Source organism: Enterobacter sp. BNK-13 (assembly GCF_048685015.1).
Classification (GTDB): domain Bacteria; phylum Pseudomonadota; class Gammaproteobacteria; order Enterobacterales; family Enterobacteriaceae; genus Enterobacter; species Enterobacter quasiroggenkampii.
In genome coordinates this window covers 2,316,479-2,334,365 of the sequence record NZ_JBLQTP010000001.1, presented here as the reverse complement: position 1 = coordinate 2,334,365, position 17,887 = coordinate 2,316,479, and the positions used below count along the sequence as shown (strand labels likewise).

The following is a 17,887-nucleotide window of genomic DNA, read 5'->3' as shown; positions in this document are numbered from 1 at the left end:
GGGCGTTACCTTCGCTGCAAATCAGCAATGTCGATTTAGAGAGCCACAGGCTCCATACAGGAGATACCCGATGAGCAAATTTTTGGACCGGTTTCGCTACTTCAAGCAGAAGGGCGAAACGTTTGCCGATGGGCACGGCCAGGTTCTGGATACCAACCGGGACTGGGAAGACGGTTACCGCCAGCGCTGGCAGCATGACAAAGTCGTCCGTTCGACCCACGGCGTGAACTGCACCGGCTCATGTAGCTGGAAGATTTTCGTTAAAAACGGTCTGGTGACCTGGGAAATGCAGCAGACCGACTATCCGCGCACCCGCCCGGATATGCCGAACCACGAACCGCGCGGCTGCCCGCGTGGCGCCAGCTACTCCTGGTATCTCTATAGCGCGAACCGTCTGAAATACCCCCTGATGCGCAAGCGCCTGATGAAAATGTGGCGTGAAGCGAAAGTGCAACACAGCGATCCGGTGGATGCCTGGGCCTCTATCATTGAAGACGCGGATAAAGCGAAAAGCTTCAAGCAGGCTCGCGGCCGCGGCGGCTTTGTGCGTTCCTCCTGGAAAGAGGTGAACGAGCTGATTGCTGCCTCCAACGTCTACACCGTGAAAACCTACGGTCCAGACCGCGTGGCGGGCTTCTCGCCGATCCCGGCGATGTCGATGGTCTCTTATGCCTCCGGCGCGCGCTATCTCTCCTTAATCGGCGGTACCTGCCTGAGCTTCTACGACTGGTACTGCGACCTGCCGCCGGCGTCTCCGCAGACCTGGGGCGAGCAGACCGACGTGCCGGAATCTGCGGACTGGTACAACTCCAGCTACATCATCGCCTGGGGCTCTAACGTGCCGCAGACGCGTACGCCGGACGCGCACTTCTTTACCGAAGTCCGTTATAAAGGCACCAAAACCGTGGCGGTGACCCCGGACTACGCCGAAATCGCCAAGCTGTGCGATCTGTGGCTGGCACCGAAGCAGGGTACCGATGCGGCGATGGCGATGGCGATGGGCCACGTCATGCTGCGCGAGTTCCACCTGGATAAACCAAGCCAGTACTTCACCGACTACGTCCGTCGCTACACCGACATGCCGATGCTGGTCATGCTGGAAGAGCGTGACGGGTACTATGCCGCAGGCCGTACGCTGCGCGCCGCCGATCTGGTGGACGCGCTGGGCCAGGAAAATAACCCAGAGTGGAAAACCGTTGCCTATAACAGCAACGGCGAGCTGGTGGCGCCAAACGGCTCTATCGGCTTCCGCTGGGGCGAGAAGGGCAAGTGGAACCTTGAGCAGCGTAACGGCACGACCGGTGAAGAGACGGAGCTGCGCCTGAGCATGCTGGGAAGCCAGGACGAGATCGCCGAGGTGGGCTTCCCGTACTTCGGCGGTGAAGGTTCCGAGCACTTCAACAAGGTTGAACTGAAAAACGTACTGATGCACAAGCTGCCGGTAAAACGCCTGCAGCTGGCCGACGGGTCTACCGCGCTGGTCACCACCGTCTATGACCTGACCATGGCGAACTACGGCCTGGAACGTGGTCTGGGCGATGAAAACTGCGCCACCGGCTATGACGATGTGAAAGCCTACACCCCGGCATGGGCAGAGCAGATCACCGGCGTTCCACGCGCGCAGATCGTGCGTATCGCCCGCGAGTTCGCGGAAAATGCCGACAAAACCCATGGTCGTTCAATGATCATCGTCGGTGCGGGTCTGAACCACTGGTATCACCTCGATATGAACTACCGTGGCCTGATCAACATGCTGATCTTCTGCGGCTGCGTTGGTCAGAGCGGCGGCGGCTGGGCACACTATGTGGGCCAGGAAAAACTGCGTCCACAGACCGGTTGGCAGCCGCTGGCGTTTGCCCTCGACTGGCAGCGTCCGGCACGCCACATGAACAGCACCTCCTACTTCTATAACCACTCCAGCCAGTGGCGCTACGAGACGGTCACCGCGCAGGAGCTGCTGTCGCCGATGGCGGATAAATCCCGCTACAGCGGCCACCTGATTGACTTCAACGTGCGCGCCGAGCGCATGGGCTGGTTGCCGTCTGCGCCGCAGCTGGGCACTAACCCGCTGCGCATCGCGGAAGCGGCAAAGCAGGCGGGCATGTCACCGGTGGATTACACCGTGAAATCGCTGAAGGATGGCTCAATCCGCTTCGCGGCGGAACAGCCGGAGAACGGTAAAAACCACCCGCGTAACCTGTTCATCTGGCGCTCCAACCTGCTGGGCTCGTCCGGTAAAGGCCACGAGTACATGCTGAAATACCTGCTTGGTACCGAAAACGGTATCCAGGGGAAAGATCTCGGCAAGCAGGGCGGCGTGAAGCCGGAAGAGGTGGAGTGGAAAGACAACGGTCTCGACGGCAAGCTGGATCTGGTGGTCACTCTCGACTTCCGTCTGTCCAGTACCTGCCTGTACTCCGACATCGTGCTGCCTACCGCCACCTGGTACGAAAAAGACGACATGAATACCTCGGATATGCATCCGTTTATTCATCCGCTGTCTGCGGCCGTTGACCCGGCGTGGGAATCGAAAAGCGACTGGGAGATCTACAAAGACATCGCGAAGACATTCTCCGAAGTCTGCGTGGGGCACCTCGGCAAAGAGACCGACGTGGTGACGCTGCCCATCCAGCACGACTCTGCCGCCGAACTGGCGCAGCCGCTGGACGTGAAGGACTGGAAAAAAGGCGAATGCGATCTGATCCCGGGCGTGACCGCACCGCACATCATTCCGGTTGAGCGTGACTACCCGGCAACGTACGAGCGCTTTACCTCTATCGGCCCGCTGATGGAGAAAATCGGTAACGGCGGGAAAGGGATCGCCTGGAACACCCAGAGCGAAATGGACCTGCTGCGCAAGCTCAACTACACCAAAGCGGACGGTCCAGCGAAAGGCCAGCCAATGCTCAACACGGCAATTGATGCGGCAGAGATGATCCTGACCCTGGCACCGGAAACCAACGGCCACGTGGCGGTGAAGGCCTGGGCAGCGCTGAGCGAGTTCACCGGTCGTGACCATACGCACCTGGCGACGAATAAAGAGGAAGAGAAAATCCGCTTCCGCGATATTCAGGCCCAGCCGCGCAAGATTATCTCCAGCCCGACCTGGTCAGGCCTGGAAGACGAGCATGTGTCCTATAACGCCGGCTACACCAACGTTCACGAGCTGATCCCATGGCGCACCCTGTCCGGCCGCCAGTCGTTGTATCAGGATCACCAGTGGATGCGCGACTTCGGTGAAAGCCTGCTGGTGTACCGTCCGCCAATCGACACCCGCTCCGTGAAAGCGGTGATGGGCGCGAAATCGAACGGTAACCCGGAGAAGGCGCTGAACTTCCTGACGCCGCATCAGAAGTGGGGGATCCACTCCACCTACAGCGACAACCTGCTGATGCTGACCCTGTCGCGCGGCGGTCCGATTGTCTGGATGAGCGAAACGGATGCCAAAGATCTGGGTATTGAAGATAACGACTGGATCGAAGTGTTCAACAGCAACGGTGCCCTGACGGCGCGTGCGGTGGTGAGCCAGCGCGTACCGGCCGGGATGACCATGATGTACCACGCGCAGGAACGTATCGTTAACCTGCCGGGGTCAGAGATCACCGAGCAGCGCGGCGGGATCCACAACTCCGTGACCCGCATTACGCCGAAGCCGACCCACATGATCGGTGGCTATGCGCAGCTGGCCTACGGCTTTAACTACTACGGCACCGTAGGATCGAACCGCGATGAGTTCGTGGTGGTACGTAAGATGAAGAATATTAACTGGTTAGACGGCGAAGGTAATGACCAGGTACAGGAGAGCGTAAAATGAAAATTCGTTCACAAGTCGGCATGGTGCTGAATCTGGATAAATGCATCGGCTGCCATACCTGCTCGGTCACCTGTAAAAACGTCTGGACCAGCCGTGAAGGTATGGAATACGCCTGGTTCAACAACGTGGAAAGCAAGCCGGGCACCGGCTTCCCGACCGACTGGGAAAACCAGGAGAAGTGGAAGGGCGGCTGGATCCGCAAAATCAACGGCAAGCTGCAGCCGCGCATGGGTAACCGCGCTTGGCTTCTGGGAAAAATCTTCGCTAACCCGCATCTGCCGGGCATCGATGATTACTACGAGCCGTTTGATTACGACTACCAGAACCTGCACAACGCGCCGGAAGGCAAACACCAGCCGATCGCCCGTCCTCGCTCGCTGATCACCGGTCAGCGCATGGACAAAATTACCAGCGGTCCAAACTGGGAAGAGATTCTGGGCGGCGAGTTCGAGAAACGCGCCAAAGACCAGAACTTCGAGAATATGCAGAAGGCGATGTACGGCCAGTTCGAAAACACCTTCATGATGTATCTGCCGCGCCTGTGCGAGCACTGCCTTAACCCGGCGTGCGTGGCGACCTGCCCGAGCGGCGCCATCTACAAGCGTGAAGAAGATGGCATCGTGCTGATCGATCAGGACAAGTGCCGCGGCTGGCGTATGTGCATCACCGGCTGCCCGTACAAAAAGATCTACTTCAACTGGAAGAGCGGTAAGTCTGAGAAGTGCATCTTCTGCTACCCGCGTATCGAAGCCGGTATGCCGACCGTCTGTTCCGAAAGCTGCGTAGGCCGTATTCGCTACCTGGGCGTGCTGCTGTACGACGCGGACGCGATTGAAAACGCAGCGAGCACCGAAAACGAGAAAGATCTGTATCAGCGTCAGCTGGACGTGTTCCTCGATCCGAACGATCCGAAGGTCATTGAGCAGGCGCTGAAGGACGGTATTCCGCAGAGCGTGATTGACGCCGCGCAGCAGTCTCCGGTGTACAAGATGGCGATGGACTGGAAGCTGGCCCTGCCGCTGCATCCGGAATACCGCACGCTGCCGATGGTCTGGTACGTGCCGCCGCTGTCGCCGATTCAGTCTGCCGCTGACGCGGGCGAGCTGGGCAGCAACGGCATTCTGCCGGACGTAGAGAGCCTGCGCATTCCGGTGCAGTACCTGGCAAACCTGCTGACCGCAGGGGATACCCAACCGGTCTTGCTGGCGCTGAAACGTATGCTGGCGATGCGCCACTTCAAACGTGCCGAAACCGTGGACGGCGTGACCGATACCCGCGCGCTGGAAGAGGTTGGGCTGACCGAAGCGCAGGCGCAGGAGATGTACCGCTATCTGGCAATTGCCAACTACGAAGACCGTTTCGTGGTGCCGAGCAGCCACCGTGAGCTGGCCCGCGAAGCCTTCCCGGAGAAAAATGGCTGTGGCTTTAGCTTTGGCGATGGTTGCCACGGGTCAGACAGCAAATTCAACCTGTTCAACAGCCGCCGCATCGACGCCATGGATGTGACCAGTAAAACGGAGCCGCACTCATGATTGAACTTGTCATTGTTTCTCGACTGCTTGAGTACCCGGATGCGGCGCTTGCGCAGCATCAGCAGGAACTCTTTGATGCACTCGCGTCTTCAGAAAACCTGGATAAAGAGGATGCCCAGAAGCTTGGCGTTTTCCTCCGTGACCTGTTAGCGCGCGACCTTCTGGACGCGCAGGCGGACTACAGCCAGTTGTTTGACCGTGGACGTGCAACGTCCCTGCTGTTGTTTGAACACGTTCACGGTGAATCCCGCGACCGTGGTCAGGCGATGGTGGATCTGATGGCCCAGTACGAACAGCACGGCCTGCAGCTCGACAGCCGCGAGCTGCCGGACCATCTGCCGCTCTATCTGGAGTATCTGGCGCAGTTGCCGAAAGAGGAGGCGCTGGGTGGTCTGCAGGACATCGCGCCGATCCTGGCGCTGCTCGGCGCGCGTCTTCAGCAGCGTGAGAGCCGCTATGCGGTGCTGTTCGATCTGCTGGTGAAGCTGGCCAACGCCGCGGTCGACAGTGAAAAAGTGGCGGAGAAAATCGCCGATGAAGCCCGTGACGATACGCCACAGGCGCTGGATGCGGTATGGGAAGAAGAGCAGGTGAAATTCTTCGCTGACCAGAACTGCGGGGAATCTGAAATCTCAGCGCATCAGCGTCGTTTTGCCGGTGCCGTGGCCCCGCAATATTTGAATATCTCTAACGGAGGACGGCACTAATGCACTTCCTGAATATGTTCTTCTTTGACATTTACCCGTATATCGCGGGCACCGTGTTCCTGGTGGGGAGCTGGCTGCGTTATGACTACGGTCAGTATACCTGGCGTGCCGCCTCCAGCCAGATGCTGGATCGCAAAGGGATGCATGTGGGCTCTAACCTGTTCCACATCGGTATTCTGGGCATTTTTGCCGGTCACTTCCTCGGGATGCTGACACCGCACTGGATGTATGAAGCGTGGCTACCGATTGAGGTGAAGCAGAAGATGGCGATGATCGCTGGCGGTGCCTGCGGGGTGATGACGTTAGTCGGTGGCCTGCTGCTGCTGAAACGTCGTCTGTTCAGCCCACGCGTGCGTGCTACCACGACCGCTGCGGACATCCTGATCCTCTCCCTGCTGATGGTGCAGTGCGCGCTGGGTCTGTTGACCATTCCGTTCTCGGCGCAGCATATGGACGGCAGTGAAATGATGAAGCTGGTGGGCTGGGCGCAGTCCGTGGTGACCTTCCACGGCGGAGCGTCTGCGCACCTGGACGGCGTAGCGTTTATCTTCCGTGTTCACCTGGTGCTGGGGATGACGCTGTTTGTGCTGTTCCCGTTCTCCCGCCTGGTGCATATCTGGAGCGCGCCGGTGGAGTACCTGACGCGCAAATACCAGATAGTACGCGCCCGTCGCTAATTTGCCGTTTTGATACCAACCCCGCACTCGCGGGGTTTTTTTTCGCCCCAGCCCAGGTTGTTACCCGCGGCAGCAAACAGGATAAGCGCGCCACCCGCCAGCTGCGTCAGGCTCAGCGCATGTCCGAACAGCAGATTATCAACCACAATTGCTACCACCGGATAGATAAACGACAGGGAGCCGGTAATGGGCGTCGGCAGCTTCTGAATCGCGCTGTAGAGCAACTGGTACATAATGCCGGTATGGACAATGCCCAGCGTGAGCAGGATCGGCCAGGGAAAATCACCGGAAAATGACGGCAGGCTGGCAAACGGCAAAAGCATCACGACGCCCGTCAGTACCTGGATAAAGGCGATATGCTGCGGTGCGATGGATTTCAGCTTGCGGGCAATCATGGCCGTTAGCGCGTAGAAGAAGGCTGCGGCCATGGCCAGACCGATTCCGGCGAACCATTCACCGCCATGCGCGCCGGTCAGCTCGCTGGAGAGCAGTATCACCACGCCGCCAAAGGCGAGTAACAGCCAGCCCCATTTCACCAGGCTGACGCGTTCCCCTAAAAACATCCCCATCAAGACCAGCATAAACGGCTGGGTGTTATACACCACGGTCGAAAGGCCAATCGAGATCCGCTCATAGGCTGCGAAGAGCAGCAGCCAGTTCACCACGAGCGCCACGCCGCCGAGAATAGCCAGCAGCAGCGTGGTGCGGGTGAGGGGACTAAAAGGCTTTTGACTGACCCGAATAAAAATAAAAAGCGCCATAGCCCCGATAAGACAGCGCCAGAACACCACTTCCGTCACCGGCAGACCGGAGAGCAAAACAAACGCGCCGATAGAGCCGGAAATTAACATCGCCAGGCTCATTTGCCAGACGCCTTTATGTAAATCACGCATCACCCACCTCCTGATTAATGACACTATTGTCGAAAATCGCTGTCGGGTTTTACAGGCGTGATATAAGGTTGAAAAGGTAAATGACTTTTTAAAATTAGGTGAAAAGAATGGAATGCCTTATCGATGATATCGACCGCCAAATTTTAGCCTGTCTGGTTGAGGATGCGCGCATGTCGTTGAAGGTGCTCAGCGGACGCATCGGTCTGACGTCCCCCAGCACGGCAGAACGCCTGAAGAGGCTGGAAGAGCGCGGTGTGATCCAGGGTTATGGTGCGCGGGTGAATCTGGCGGCGCTGGGGTATACGCTGCAGGCGCTGGTACGGGTTCGCCCCTTACCGGGTCTGTTGCATAAGGTGGATAAGTACATTCAGGCGATGCCGGAGTGTATTGAGAGCGACAAAGTGACCGGGGAAGATTGCTTTGTGATTAGGCTGGTGGTGCGATCGATAGAGCAACTGGATGCGCTGCTGGACGGTCTGGCAGAGCATGCTCAGTGTAATACGTCGATTGTGAAGAGTTCGCCGGTCAGGCGTCGTTTGCCGCCAATGTAGCCATTTTTCGCCGGGTGACGGCTGCGCCTTACCCGGCCTACAAAGGCGGACTTGGTTTTTTTATGTTGGGGAAGTGATGGTGGTGGGGGAAGGATTCGAACCTTCGAAGTCGATGACGGCAGATTTACAGTCTGCTCCCTTTGGCCGCTCGGGAACCCCACCAGGGGTAATTCAAATTTTGAGGTCGTGCTGAGAGATGGTGGTGGGGGAAGGATTCGAACCTTCGAAGTCGATGACGGCAGATTTACAGTCTGCTCCCTTTGGCCGCTCGGGAACCCCACCACGGGGTAATGCTTTTTACTGGCCTGCTTCATGCTGGAAGCGGGGCGCATCATATCAAATGAGACGCCCCTGTAAAGCATTCCTTTAGGGAAACGAAGTTGTTTGCCTGCTTTTTATCCGTAAAGGCGCAAAGCTAATCAATTCATTTTCCGAAAGATTAAAGAATGATGGTTCTGTTACCGTAAACGAAGACTCGCTGAGCCAGCACCTGATACAGCGCGCGGCTTAACACATTCTTCTCAACGTCACGACCTGCGCGCATCATGTCCTCAGCGGTGTAGGTGTGATCTACATGAATCACGTCCTGCATGATGATGGGACCTTCGTCCAGGTTGTCATTCACGTAGTGTGCGGTCGCGCCGATGATCTTCACGCCGCGCTCGTAGGCCTGGTGGTATGGACGCGCGCCAATAAAGGCCGGCAGGAACGAGTGGTGGATGTTGATGATCTTGTTCGGGAAACGCGCCACGAAAGATGGCGTTAACACGCGCATGTATTTCGCCAGCACCACGTAGTCCGGGTTATGCGCTTCAATGGCCTGCGCCATCAAATCGTCGTGCTCTTCACGGGTATGACCTTCATGGCTGACCAGCTCGAACGGAATATCAAAGCGCTCGACCAGCGTACGCAGCGTCTCGTGGTTGCCAATCACGGCAGCAATTTCAACGTCCAGACCGCCGTAGTTGGCCTTCATCAGCAGGTCACCCAGGCAGTGTGCTTCTTTGGTCACCAGGATCACGATGCGGCGTCGGCCCGCAGGGGTTAATTCGCGCACGGAGCCTTCCGGAAGCGCGCTGTCCAGATCGGCCAGCAGCGTGGTGTCGTTGAAAATACCTTCCAGTTCGGTACGCATGAAGAAGCGGCCGGTACGGTGGTCAACGAACTCGTTGTTCTGCACGATATTCAGTTCATGTTTGTAGCAAATGTTGGTAATTCGTGCGATCAGCCCTTTTTGATCGGGACAGATGGTGCGCAGAACTTTACGTTGTAATGATTGCATCGCCGGGAAATCCTGTTTGTATTTGCGAAGTCTGGGTTGTCAGGCATTACTGCCCGCAACACTTTTTAAATTTTTTACCTGAACCACACGGGCAGGGATCGTTACGACCAAACTGTGGACGCGTTCCGTCAATATAATACCATTGCCCGCTTTCCTTTAAGAACCGGGAACGCTCGATAATGGCACCCGGTTTATTATTCTCGGTAAAACGGGCAACAAAGCTGACGTAACCTTCATCCACATGACTGCCTGGAGAGGACTCATAGACGGTGAGGCCGAGCCACTGCGTGTTCGCAAACCCGGCTTCGATGTCCTGTTTGAAATCGGCTGCTCGGCAGGATGGATGCCAGGTTTTAATCAGATAGTCTGCGTCTTTGATCACAAAAGCAGTGTACCGTGAACGCATAAGGTGTGACGGGTCTGGTGCAACCTGATCGCCAGAAAGATATCGCTGGCAACATAGGCTATACTCCAGAGCGCTACCACAAGGGCAGAGTTGAGACACGATTCTCTTCCTGGAACAAAATATAAAGGCGTAAAACGCTTCGGGTAGCACTATGTTAACTGAGGCGTTGCGTTGACGCTATGTCAGGAATCCAGGGGAAGTAAAACAGGACTAATGAGAAAGGTTAAAATTGGGCTGGCGTTGGGTTCAGGTGCCGCCCGGGGATGGTCGCACATCGGCGTGATTAATGCCTTAAATCAGATGGGCATTACCGTCGATATTGTTGCAGGGTGTTCAATCGGATCGCTTGTCGGCTCCGCTTACGCGTGCGGGAAGCTTCCGGAGCTCGAGACATGGGTGCGCTCCTTCAGCTACTGGGACGTGCTGCGTCTGATGGACCTCTCCTGGCAGCGTGGTGGACTGCTGCGCGGCGAACGCGTCTTTAACCAGTTCCGCCAGGTCATGCCTCTCGAAGACTTCACTGATTGTCAGATGCCTTTCGGCGCCGTCGCGACAAACCTCAGCACAGGACGCGAGCTCTGGCTCACCGAAGGCGATATCCATCTTGCCGTGCGTGCCTCCTGCAGTATGCCGGGACTCATGGCGCCTGTCCCACACAACGGTTACTGGCTTGTCGATGGTGGCGTCGTTAACCCGGTTCCCATCTCTCTGACGCGTGCTATGGGGGCGGACATCGTGATTGCCGTCGACTTGCAGCACGATGCCCACCTGATGCAGCAGGATCTCATGCCGGTCAATCTCCAGAGCGAAGATGCTGAGGGCGAGAAACTGGCCTGGCATGAACGCCTGCGCGGAAGAATCGGGCGTCTGGCCGCGCGTCGTTCGGTTGCCGCGCCGACGGCGATAGAAATCATGACCACGTCAATTCAGGTTCTCGAGAACCGCCTTAAACGTAACCGTATGGCAGGCGATCCTCCGGATATTCTTATTCAGCCGTACTGTCCGCAAATCTCTACCCTTGATTTCCATCGGGCTGAGGCCGCCATCGCAGCGGGCTCGTTAGCCGTCGAAAAGAAAATGGACGAATTGTTGCCTTTTGTGCAGACCGCACGTTAAGCACCTTTTTTTGACTACTTCAGCAAAATCTGACAGGCGATAGTGCCGATCGCATGCCACTATTTAGTTACTGTCAGCCAGGGGAGGAACCATGACGCAGCCATTGGCCGGAAAACACATTTTGATTGTTGAAGACGAGCCCGTTTTCCGATCGCTACTGGATTCGTGGTTATCCTCGCTGGGCGCAATGACGTCGCTGGCTGAAGATGGCATCGACGCCCTGGAAAAAATGATCAGCATTACGCCCGATTTGATGATTTGCGACATTGCGATGCCGCGCATGAATGGACTGAAGCTGGTTGAACATCTGCGTAACGAAGGCAATCAGACGCCGATACTGGTGATCTCTGCCACCGAGAACATGGCGGACATCGCAAAAGCATTACGTCTTGGGGTACAGGATATTCTGCTTAAGCCGGTCAAAGATTTGCACCGGCTGCGAGAAACGGTCCTGGCGTGCCTTTATCCGAATATGTTTAATTCCCGGGTAGAGGAAGAGGAGCGTCTTTTCCAGGATTGGGACGCTCTGGTGAGTAATCCGCCTGCCGCGGCGAAACTGTTGCAAGAACTCCAGCCGCCCGTTCAGCAAACTATTTCACACTGTCGCGTAAATTATCGGCAGCTGGTGGCCGCTGACCAGCCAGGACTGGTGCTGGATATTGCGCCACTGTCAGATTCCGATCTTGCGTTTTATTCTCTGGATGTCACCCGGGCCGGGGATAACGGTGTATTAGCGGCGTTACTTCTTCGTGCGCTATTTAATGGTTTGTTGCAGGAACAGTTATCCCATCAGGGACAACGGTTGCCTGAGTTAGGCAGTTTACTCAAACAGGTAAACCAGCTTTTTCGTCAGGCCAATCTGCCTGGACAGTTCCCGCTATTGGTTGGCTATTACCATAGCGGTTTAAAAAATCTGATCCTCGTTTCAGCCGGTCTCAATGCATCACTGAATACCGGTGAACACCATATTCAGGTGAGTAACGGTGTACCGCTTGGGACGTTGGGAACGGCGTATCTTAATCAAATTAGCCACCGCTGTTCCTCGTGGCAGTGCCAAATTTGGGGTGCCGGGGGACGGTTACGCTTAATGTTGTCCACGGAATAAGCAATTGGATCGTCATTTTAAGATTGCTTTACCTGTGTTTTACGGGGAGTGCTACTATCGCTGCCCGGTTTCATGCGTATTTATCCTAATTGATCGGCAACGCGTTCTTTTCAGACCCGGACTGCGGGGCGAGACTGATATACTCAACGCGTTATTTATTGCATAAAAGTTCAAAACTTGAACAGCTCAGGAGAATTTGAATGGCTGCCCTAAATTCGAAAGTCAGAAAGGCCGTTATCCCGGTAGCGGGATTGGGGACCAGGATGTTACCAGCAACTAAGGCGATTCCTAAAGAGATGCTGCCTCTGGTTGATAAGCCATTAATCCAGTATGTCGTGAATGAATGTATCGCAGCCGGCATCACTGAAATTGTGCTGGTTACGCATTCATCTAAAAACTCTATCGAAAACCATTTCGATACAAGCTTTGAACTTGAAGCCATGCTGGAAAAACGTGTTAAGCGTCAGCTGTTAGAAGAAGTTCAGTCTATTTGCCCTCCACACGTCACCATTATGCAGGTTCGTCAGGGGCTGGCTAAAGGTCTGGGCCACGCTGTTATGTGCGCGCACCCTGTCGTGGGTGATGAGCCTGTAGCGGTAATTCTGCCTGACGTTATTCTGGATGAATACGAATCCGATCTTTCTCAGGATAACCTGGCTGAAATGATCAAACGTTTCGACGAAACCGGCAGCAGCCAGATTATGGTAGAGCCTGTTGAAGACGTAACGGCATACGGTGTGGTTGACTGCAAAGGCGTTAACCTGGAGCCGGGTGAGAGTGTGCCAATGGTGGGCGTCGTAGAGAAGCCTAAAGCCGATGTCGCGCCTTCAAACCTTGCTGTTGTAGGTCGCTATGTCCTGAGTGCTGAAATCTGGCCTCTGCTGGCTAAAACGCCTCCAGGAGCGGGTGATGAGATCCAGCTGACGGATGCCATCGATATGCTGATCGAGAAAGAGACCGTTGAGGCCTACCATATGAAAGGTAAGAGCCATGACTGCGGTAATAAGCTCGGTTATATGCAGGCGTTTGTTGAATATGGTATCCGTCACAATACCCTTGGCGAAGAATTTAAAACCTGGCTCAAAGAGAGCGTAGGTATTAAGAAATAAGCCACGGTTGTAAATGTTCGAAACCGGTGAGGCGTTGCCCACCGGTTTTTTTATGCCCATAACACTCCCGAAAACCTGTCTGAAAGTACAGTCGATGAAATTGCTAAATAATGCTTTATGACAGAGTGTAAGAGGATGTTTGTGACAAATTTAGGTTAAAAAAAATCCCGCAATATGCGGGATTTTTCTGAATGAGGCTCGATTAATCCTTGATCAGGAAGTCGTCCAGCTGTTTACCCTGCTCATCCATCGCTTTCTTGATAACAGCAGGAGTACGACCCTGGCCAGTCCAGGTTTTAGTTTCGCCGTTCTCATCAACGTAGCTATATTTAGCAGGACGGGCAGCACGCTTAGCTTTAGTACCGGTTTTAGCGGCAGCCATGCTGTTCAGCAATTCATTTGGATCGATACCATCAGCAATCAGCATTTCACGATATTGCTGCAGTTTACGAGTACGTTCTTCGATTTCAGCCGCAGCAGCGCTTTCTTCTTCGCGACGTTCATTAACTACAACTTCTAATTTTTCCAGCATTTCTTCAAGCGTTTCGAGGGTGCATTCTCTTGCTTGCGCACGAAGAGTACGGATGTTGTTCAGAATTTTAAGTGCTTCGCTCATTGTAGTAATCTCAAACTTATAATGGGGGGTGGTTTGTTGACCTAATAATAGAGCCATAAATTCAGATGTGCAATAGCCAGGAATGTAAGGAATTCAAAAAATACTAAATAATGCCGCTATTATTAATTACGCTAACTTAAATTCCACCACCCAGCTGTCTCGGTTGTTATCACCGGAACCTGCTTAACCCGGTCGATTGCGTCTTTTTTTTGTGACATTTCCCGCAGGAATTATAGTTGCGGCGGAGAAATATCAGCCTTTTGTATTAGTTCTCACCCCTGGTGTTAAGCCTGAAATAGTTAATAAATAGTGAATTTTAAAGGGCCGGGATTCCACTATAAAAAGAAGTGTTATGTTTGGCTTAACTTATAACATATTGGCGTGGCTGAATGGGTTTACTTCATGTTTTAGCGGGTTATTTTCAGAAACAGAAGGTACTGAACGCGGCACTGAACCGCACCCTCTGTGCGCTGCATCGCTGATGACCGGACAAAATATGGTACAATGACTCATCGGGAATATTACACATTGATTAGGGTTTTACGGCCAATGGCACAACTTTATTTCTACTATTCGGCAATGAATGCCGGGAAATCCACCGCGCTGCTGCAATCCTCGTACAATTACCAGGAACGCGGGATGCGTACCGTTGTTTATACGGCTGAAATTGACGATCGCTTTGGCGCAGGGAAGGTGAGCTCCAGAATAGGGCTCTCGTCGCCTGCCAGGCTGTTTAACCCGAAAACCCATCTGTTTGAAGACATTCGTGCAGAACATGCGGCACAGCCCATTCACTGCGTACTGGTCGATGAGAGCCAGTTTCTGACGCGTGAACAGGTCCATGCCCTGTCAGAGGTAGTCGATGAGCTTGATATCCCCGTGCTCTGTTACGGCCTGCGTACGGATTTCCGCGGGGAGCTTTTTGAAGGGAGCCAGTATTTGCTCGCCTGGTCGGATAAACTTGTCGAACTGAAAACGATCTGCTTCTGCGGTCGTAAAGCGAGTATGGTGCTTCGTCTCGACCAGTCCGGGAAACCTTATGCAGATGGCGAGCAGGTGGTGATAGGCGGCAATGAACGCTATGTTTCGGTCTGCCGTAAGCATTATAAAGAAGCGTTATCTGTAGGCTCGCTGACGGCGATTCAGCACGACAACAGAAAATAACGTCAGTCTTATTATTCAGACATAAAAAAACCCGCCATTTAGGCGGGTTTTTCATCTGCTGCTGTCAATTAAGCGCTTTTCTTCGCTTTCTTGTCAGCTTTGATGACTGGGGCTTCTGTTTTCACAGCGGCAACGTCACCTTCTTTGAACTCACGACCGTAGTAGGTATCCAGCAGAATCTGTTTCAGCTCGGAGATCAGTGGGTAGCGCGGGTTGGCACCAGTACACTGGTCATCGAATGCATCTTCAGACAGCTTGTCTACGTGAGCGAGGAAGTCAGCTTCCTGTACGCCCGCTTCACGGATTGATTTAGGAATACCCAGTTCAGCCTTCAGGCTTTCCAGCCATGCCAGCAGTTTCTCAATCTTCGCAGCAGTGCGGTCGCCCGGTGCGCTCAGACCAAGGTGGTCAGCGATTTCAGCATAGCGACGACGGGCTTGTGGACGGTCGTACTGGCTGAAAGCCGTCTGCTTGGTTGGGTTGTCGTTAGCGTTATAACGGATAACGTTGCTGATCAACAGGGCGTTCGCAAGACCGTGAGGAATGTGGAACTGTGAGCCCAGTTTGTGCGCCATTGAGTGGCAAACACCCAGGAAGGCGTTGGCAAACGCGATACCGGCGATGGTTGCTGCACTGTGGACACGTTCACGTGCTACAGGGTTTTTAGAGCCTTCGTTGTAAGACGCTGGCAGGTTTTCTTTCAGCAGTTTCAGAGCCTGCAGGGCCTGACCGTCTGAGAACTCAGACGCCAGCACAGAAACGTAAGCTTCCAGGGCGTGAGTCACCGCATCCAGACCACCGAACGCACACAGTGACTTCGGCATCTCCATGACCAGGTTCGCATCAACGATAGCCATGTCTGGCGTCAGCGCATAGTCAGCCAGTGGGTATTTCTGACCTGTTGCATCGTCGGTTACTACCGCGAATGGCGTAACTTCAGAACCGGTACCGGAAGTGGTGGTGACCGCGATCATTTTCGCTTTTACGCCCATTTTCGGGAACTTGTAGATACGTTTACGGATGTCCATAAAGCGCAGTGCCAGTTCTTCGAAGTGCGTTTCTGGATGCTCGTACATAACCCACATGATTTTCGCGGCGTCCATTGGGGAACCACCACCCAGTGCGATAATCACATCTGGTTTGAAGGAGTTAGCCAGTTCAGCACCTTTACGTACAACGCTCAGAGTTGGGTCAGCTTCAACTTCGAAGAATACTTCAGTTTCGACGCCAGCCGCTTTCAGCACGGAGGTGATCTGGTCAGCGTAGCCGTTGTTAAACAGGAAACGGTCAGTCACGATGAGCGCACGTTTGTGGCCATCAGTAATCACTTCATCCAGCGCGATTGGCAGAGAACCACGGCGGAAGTAGATAGATTTCGGAAGTTTGTGCCACAACATGTTTTCAGCTCGCTTAGCAACGGTTTTCTTGTTGATCAGGTGTTTTGGACCAACGTTTTCAGAGATGGAGTTACCACCCCAGGAACCACAACCCAGAGTCAGGGAAGGTGCGAGTTTAAAGTTGTACAGGTCACCGATACCACCCTGAGAAGCAGGGGTGTTGATCAGGATACGTGCAGTTTTCATCATCTGACCGAAGTGAGCAACACGCTCTGGCTGGTTGTCCTGGTCAGTGTACAGACAAGAGGTGTGACCGATACCGCCCATGGCAACCAGCTTCTCTGCTTTCTCAACCGCGTCTTCGAAATCTTTCGCACGGTACATGGCAAGCGTAGGAGACAGTTTTTCGTGAGCAAACGGCTCGCTTTCGTCAACGACTTTTACTTCACCGATCAGGATTTTGGTTGTTGCCGGAACGGTAAAGCCTGCGAGTTCAGCAATTTTGTAGGCTGGCTGACCCACGATAGCGGCGTTCAGCGCGCCATTTTTCAGGATGATGTCCTGAACCGCTTTCAGCTCTTTGCCCTGCAGCAGGTAGCCGCCGTGGCTGGCGAAACGTTCGCGAACCGCGTCATATACGGAATCCACGACCACAACAGACTGTTCAGATGCACAGATTACGCCGTTATCGAAGGTTTTAGACATCAGCACAGACGCGACAGCACGTTTGATATCAGCGGTTTCATCGATAACAACAGGGGTGTTACCCGCGCCCACGCCGATAGCAGGTTTACCGGAGCTGTATGCGGCTTTAACCATGCCTGGACCACCGGTCGCCAGAATCAGGTTAATGTCCGGGTGATGCATCAGCGCGTTGGAGAGCTCAACAGAAGGTTGGTCGATCCAGCCGATCAGGTCTTTTGGTGCACCCGCAGCGATAGCCGCTTGCAGGACGATATCTGCAGCTTTGTTAGTCGCGTCTTTCGCACGTGGGTGTGGAGAGAAGATGATTGCGTTACGGGTCTTCAGGCTAATCAGTGATTTGAAGATTGCAGTAGACGTTGGGTTAGTGGTCGGAACAATACCGCAGATGATGCCGATAGGTTCAGCGATGGTGATGGTACCGAAGGTGTCGTCTTCGGACAGCACGCCACAGGTTTTCTCATCTTTATAGGCGTTGTAGATATACTCGGAAGCGAAGTGGTTTTTAATCACTTTATCTTCCACGATACCCATGCCGGATTCGGCAACGGCCATTTTAGCGAGAGGGATTCGAGCATCTGCAGCAGCCAGTGCGGCCGCGCGGAAGATTTTATCAACCTGTTCTTGAGTGAAATTGGCATATTCACGCTGGGCTTTTTTAACGCGCTCGACGAGGGCGTTCAGTTCAGCGATATTAGTAACAGCCATAATGCTCTCCTGATAATGTTTAAACTCTTTTAGTAAACCAGCGCTCGATACGTCACACAGTATAGACAGAGCCGATACGACTTGCGTAACACAAAGTAAAACAAAGAGTTACTTTCTGCGTCAGCACACTAATTTACTAAAAGAGCCTTACCTTAGCATCATCCCTTT

14 protein-coding genes and 2 tRNA genes are annotated in these 17,887 nt (G+C 54.2%); 9 read left to right on the top strand and 7 right to left on the bottom strand.

Translation table 11 applies throughout. From position 1 onward, the window contains the following. Window positions 1–70 precede the first annotated feature (70 nt). From ACMGGQ_RS11335 to narI, 4 genes are read left to right on the top strand one after another with little or no spacing between them, the layout of a single operon-like run. On the top strand, window positions 71–3,814 hold the full coding sequence (locus tag ACMGGQ_RS11335) for a nitrate reductase subunit alpha (protein ID WP_069719045.1): 3,744 nt from the start codon (window positions 71–73) through the stop codon (window positions 3,812–3,814). Then, window positions 3,811–5,346 (top strand): nitrate reductase subunit beta, encoded by a 1,536-nt coding sequence (gene narH, locus ACMGGQ_RS11330; protein WP_111966460.1) that lies wholly within the window; start codon window positions 3,811–3,813, stop codon window positions 5,344–5,346. Before ACMGGQ_RS11335 ends, narH begins: the two co-directional genes overlap by 4 nt. Further along, entirely contained in the window at window positions 5,343–6,053 is a 711-nt protein-coding gene (gene narJ, locus ACMGGQ_RS11325) for a nitrate reductase molybdenum cofactor assembly chaperone (RefSeq protein WP_045908972.1), read from the top strand. The genes narH and narJ overlap by 4 nt, the downstream gene beginning before the upstream one ends. Further along, the gene (gene narI / locus ACMGGQ_RS11320; RefSeq protein ID WP_023312107.1) at window positions 6,053–6,730 is read left to right on the top strand and encodes a respiratory nitrate reductase subunit gamma; all 678 of its coding nucleotides are present in this window, start codon (window positions 6,053–6,055) and stop codon (window positions 6,728–6,730) included. The genes narJ and narI overlap by 1 nt, the downstream gene beginning before the upstream one ends. Here narI and ACMGGQ_RS11315 read toward each other — a convergent pair. Next, window positions 6,727–7,623: a DMT family transporter gene (locus ACMGGQ_RS11315; protein WP_262801542.1), complete on the bottom strand. Its 897-nt coding sequence runs from the start codon at window positions 7,621–7,623 to the stop codon at window positions 6,727–6,729. The genes narI and ACMGGQ_RS11315 overlap by 4 nt on opposite strands. A gap of 107 nt (window positions 7,624–7,730) precedes the next feature. On the opposite strand from ACMGGQ_RS11315, the gene ACMGGQ_RS11310 reads away from it, so the two are divergent. Next, window positions 7,731–8,174, top strand: a complete 444-nt coding sequence (locus tag ACMGGQ_RS11310) for an Lrp/AsnC family transcriptional regulator (protein WP_021240337.1) — start codon at window positions 7,731–7,733, stop codon at window positions 8,172–8,174. Window positions 8,175–8,251: 77 nt separating this feature from the next. Here ACMGGQ_RS11310 and ACMGGQ_RS11305 read toward each other — a convergent pair. From ACMGGQ_RS11305 to ACMGGQ_RS11290, 4 genes are all read right to left on the bottom strand, one after another. Then, window positions 8,252–8,336: transfer RNA gene (locus ACMGGQ_RS11305), tRNA-Tyr, on the bottom strand. A 35-nt stretch (window positions 8,337–8,371) separates the two neighbouring features. Beyond that, window positions 8,372–8,456, bottom strand: a tRNA-Tyr gene (locus tag ACMGGQ_RS11300). Window positions 8,457–8,613: 157 nt separating this feature from the next. Further along, window positions 8,614–9,456 (bottom strand): formyltetrahydrofolate deformylase, encoded by an 843-nt coding sequence (purU, locus tag ACMGGQ_RS11295; RefSeq protein ID WP_023312104.1) that lies wholly within the window; start codon window positions 9,454–9,456, stop codon window positions 8,614–8,616. Window positions 9,457–9,502: 46 nt separating this feature from the next. Next, window positions 9,503–9,961, bottom strand: a complete 459-nt coding sequence (locus ACMGGQ_RS11290) for a YchJ family protein (RefSeq protein WP_045908969.1) — start codon at window positions 9,959–9,961, stop codon at window positions 9,503–9,505. Between the two features lie 114 nt (window positions 9,962–10,075). On the opposite strand from ACMGGQ_RS11290, the gene rssA reads away from it, so the two are divergent. The 3 genes from rssA (at window position 10,076) to galU (ending at window position 13,192) form a co-directional block, all read left to right on the top strand. Beyond that, the gene (gene rssA / locus ACMGGQ_RS11285) at window positions 10,076–10,978 is read left to right on the top strand and encodes a patatin-like phospholipase RssA (protein ID WP_045908968.1); all 903 of its coding nucleotides are present in this window, start codon (window positions 10,076–10,078) and stop codon (window positions 10,976–10,978) included. Window positions 10,979–11,069: 91 nt separating this feature from the next. Further along, on the top strand, window positions 11,070–12,083 hold the full coding sequence (rssB, locus tag ACMGGQ_RS11280; RefSeq protein WP_032647605.1) for a two-component system response regulator RssB: 1,014 nt from the start codon (window positions 11,070–11,072) through the stop codon (window positions 12,081–12,083). Between the two features lie 200 nt (window positions 12,084–12,283). Further along, window positions 12,284–13,192: a UTP--glucose-1-phosphate uridylyltransferase GalU gene (gene galU, locus ACMGGQ_RS11275; protein WP_008502780.1), complete on the top strand. Its 909-nt coding sequence runs from the start codon at window positions 12,284–12,286 to the stop codon at window positions 13,190–13,192. Between the two features lie 202 nt (window positions 13,193–13,394). Here galU and hns read toward each other — a convergent pair whose 3' ends face one another. After that, the gene (hns, locus tag ACMGGQ_RS11270) at window positions 13,395–13,808 is read right to left on the bottom strand and encodes a histone-like nucleoid-structuring protein H-NS (protein ID WP_008502781.1); all 414 of its coding nucleotides are present in this window, start codon (window positions 13,806–13,808) and stop codon (window positions 13,395–13,397) included. A 549-nt stretch (window positions 13,809–14,357) separates the two neighbouring features. On the opposite strand from hns, the gene tdk reads away from it, so the two are divergent. Next, window positions 14,358–14,972 (top strand): thymidine kinase, encoded by a 615-nt coding sequence (gene tdk / locus ACMGGQ_RS11265; RefSeq protein WP_420290050.1) that lies wholly within the window; start codon window positions 14,358–14,360, stop codon window positions 14,970–14,972. 68 nt (window positions 14,973–15,040) lie between these two features. Here the strand turns inward: tdk and adhE are convergent, their stop codons facing one another. Then, on the bottom strand, window positions 15,041–17,719 hold the full coding sequence (gene adhE, locus ACMGGQ_RS11260; protein WP_028013432.1) for a bifunctional acetaldehyde-CoA/alcohol dehydrogenase: 2,679 nt from the start codon (window positions 17,717–17,719) through the stop codon (window positions 15,041–15,043). Window positions 17,720–17,887: the final 168 nt, after the last annotated feature.

Excerpts from the sequence above, each read along its gene's own strand:
- galU (WP_008502780.1), top strand. The coding sequence starts at position 12,284 with ATGGCTGCCCTAAATTCGAAAGTCAGAAAGGCCGTTATCCCGGTAGCG.
- purU (WP_023312104.1), bottom strand. The coding sequence starts at position 9,456 with ATGCAATCATTACAACGTAAAGTTCTGCGCACCATCTGTCCCGATCAA.
- narI (WP_023312107.1), top strand. The coding sequence starts at position 6,053 with ATGCACTTCCTGAATATGTTCTTCTTTGACATTTACCCGTATATCGCG.
- rssA (WP_045908968.1), top strand. The coding sequence starts at position 10,076 with ATGAGAAAGGTTAAAATTGGGCTGGCGTTGGGTTCAGGTGCCGCCCGG.
- tdk (WP_420290050.1), top strand. The coding sequence starts at position 14,358 with ATGGCACAACTTTATTTCTACTATTCGGCAATGAATGCCGGGAAATCC.
- adhE (WP_028013432.1), bottom strand. The coding sequence starts at position 17,719 with ATGGCTGTTACTAATATCGCTGAACTGAACGCCCTCGTCGAGCGCGTT.
- ACMGGQ_RS11335 (WP_069719045.1), top strand. The coding sequence starts at position 71 with ATGAGCAAATTTTTGGACCGGTTTCGCTACTTCAAGCAGAAGGGCGAA.
- ACMGGQ_RS11310 (WP_021240337.1), top strand. The coding sequence starts at position 7,731 with ATGGAATGCCTTATCGATGATATCGACCGCCAAATTTTAGCCTGTCTG.
- narJ (WP_045908972.1), top strand. The coding sequence starts at position 5,343 with ATGATTGAACTTGTCATTGTTTCTCGACTGCTTGAGTACCCGGATGCG.
- rssB (WP_032647605.1), top strand. The coding sequence starts at position 11,070 with ATGACGCAGCCATTGGCCGGAAAACACATTTTGATTGTTGAAGACGAG.
- narH (WP_111966460.1), top strand. The coding sequence starts at position 3,811 with ATGAAAATTCGTTCACAAGTCGGCATGGTGCTGAATCTGGATAAATGC.
- hns (WP_008502781.1), bottom strand. The coding sequence starts at position 13,808 with ATGAGCGAAGCACTTAAAATTCTGAACAACATCCGTACTCTTCGTGCG.
- ACMGGQ_RS11315 (WP_262801542.1), bottom strand. The coding sequence starts at position 7,623 with ATGCGTGATTTACATAAAGGCGTCTGGCAAATGAGCCTGGCGATGTTA.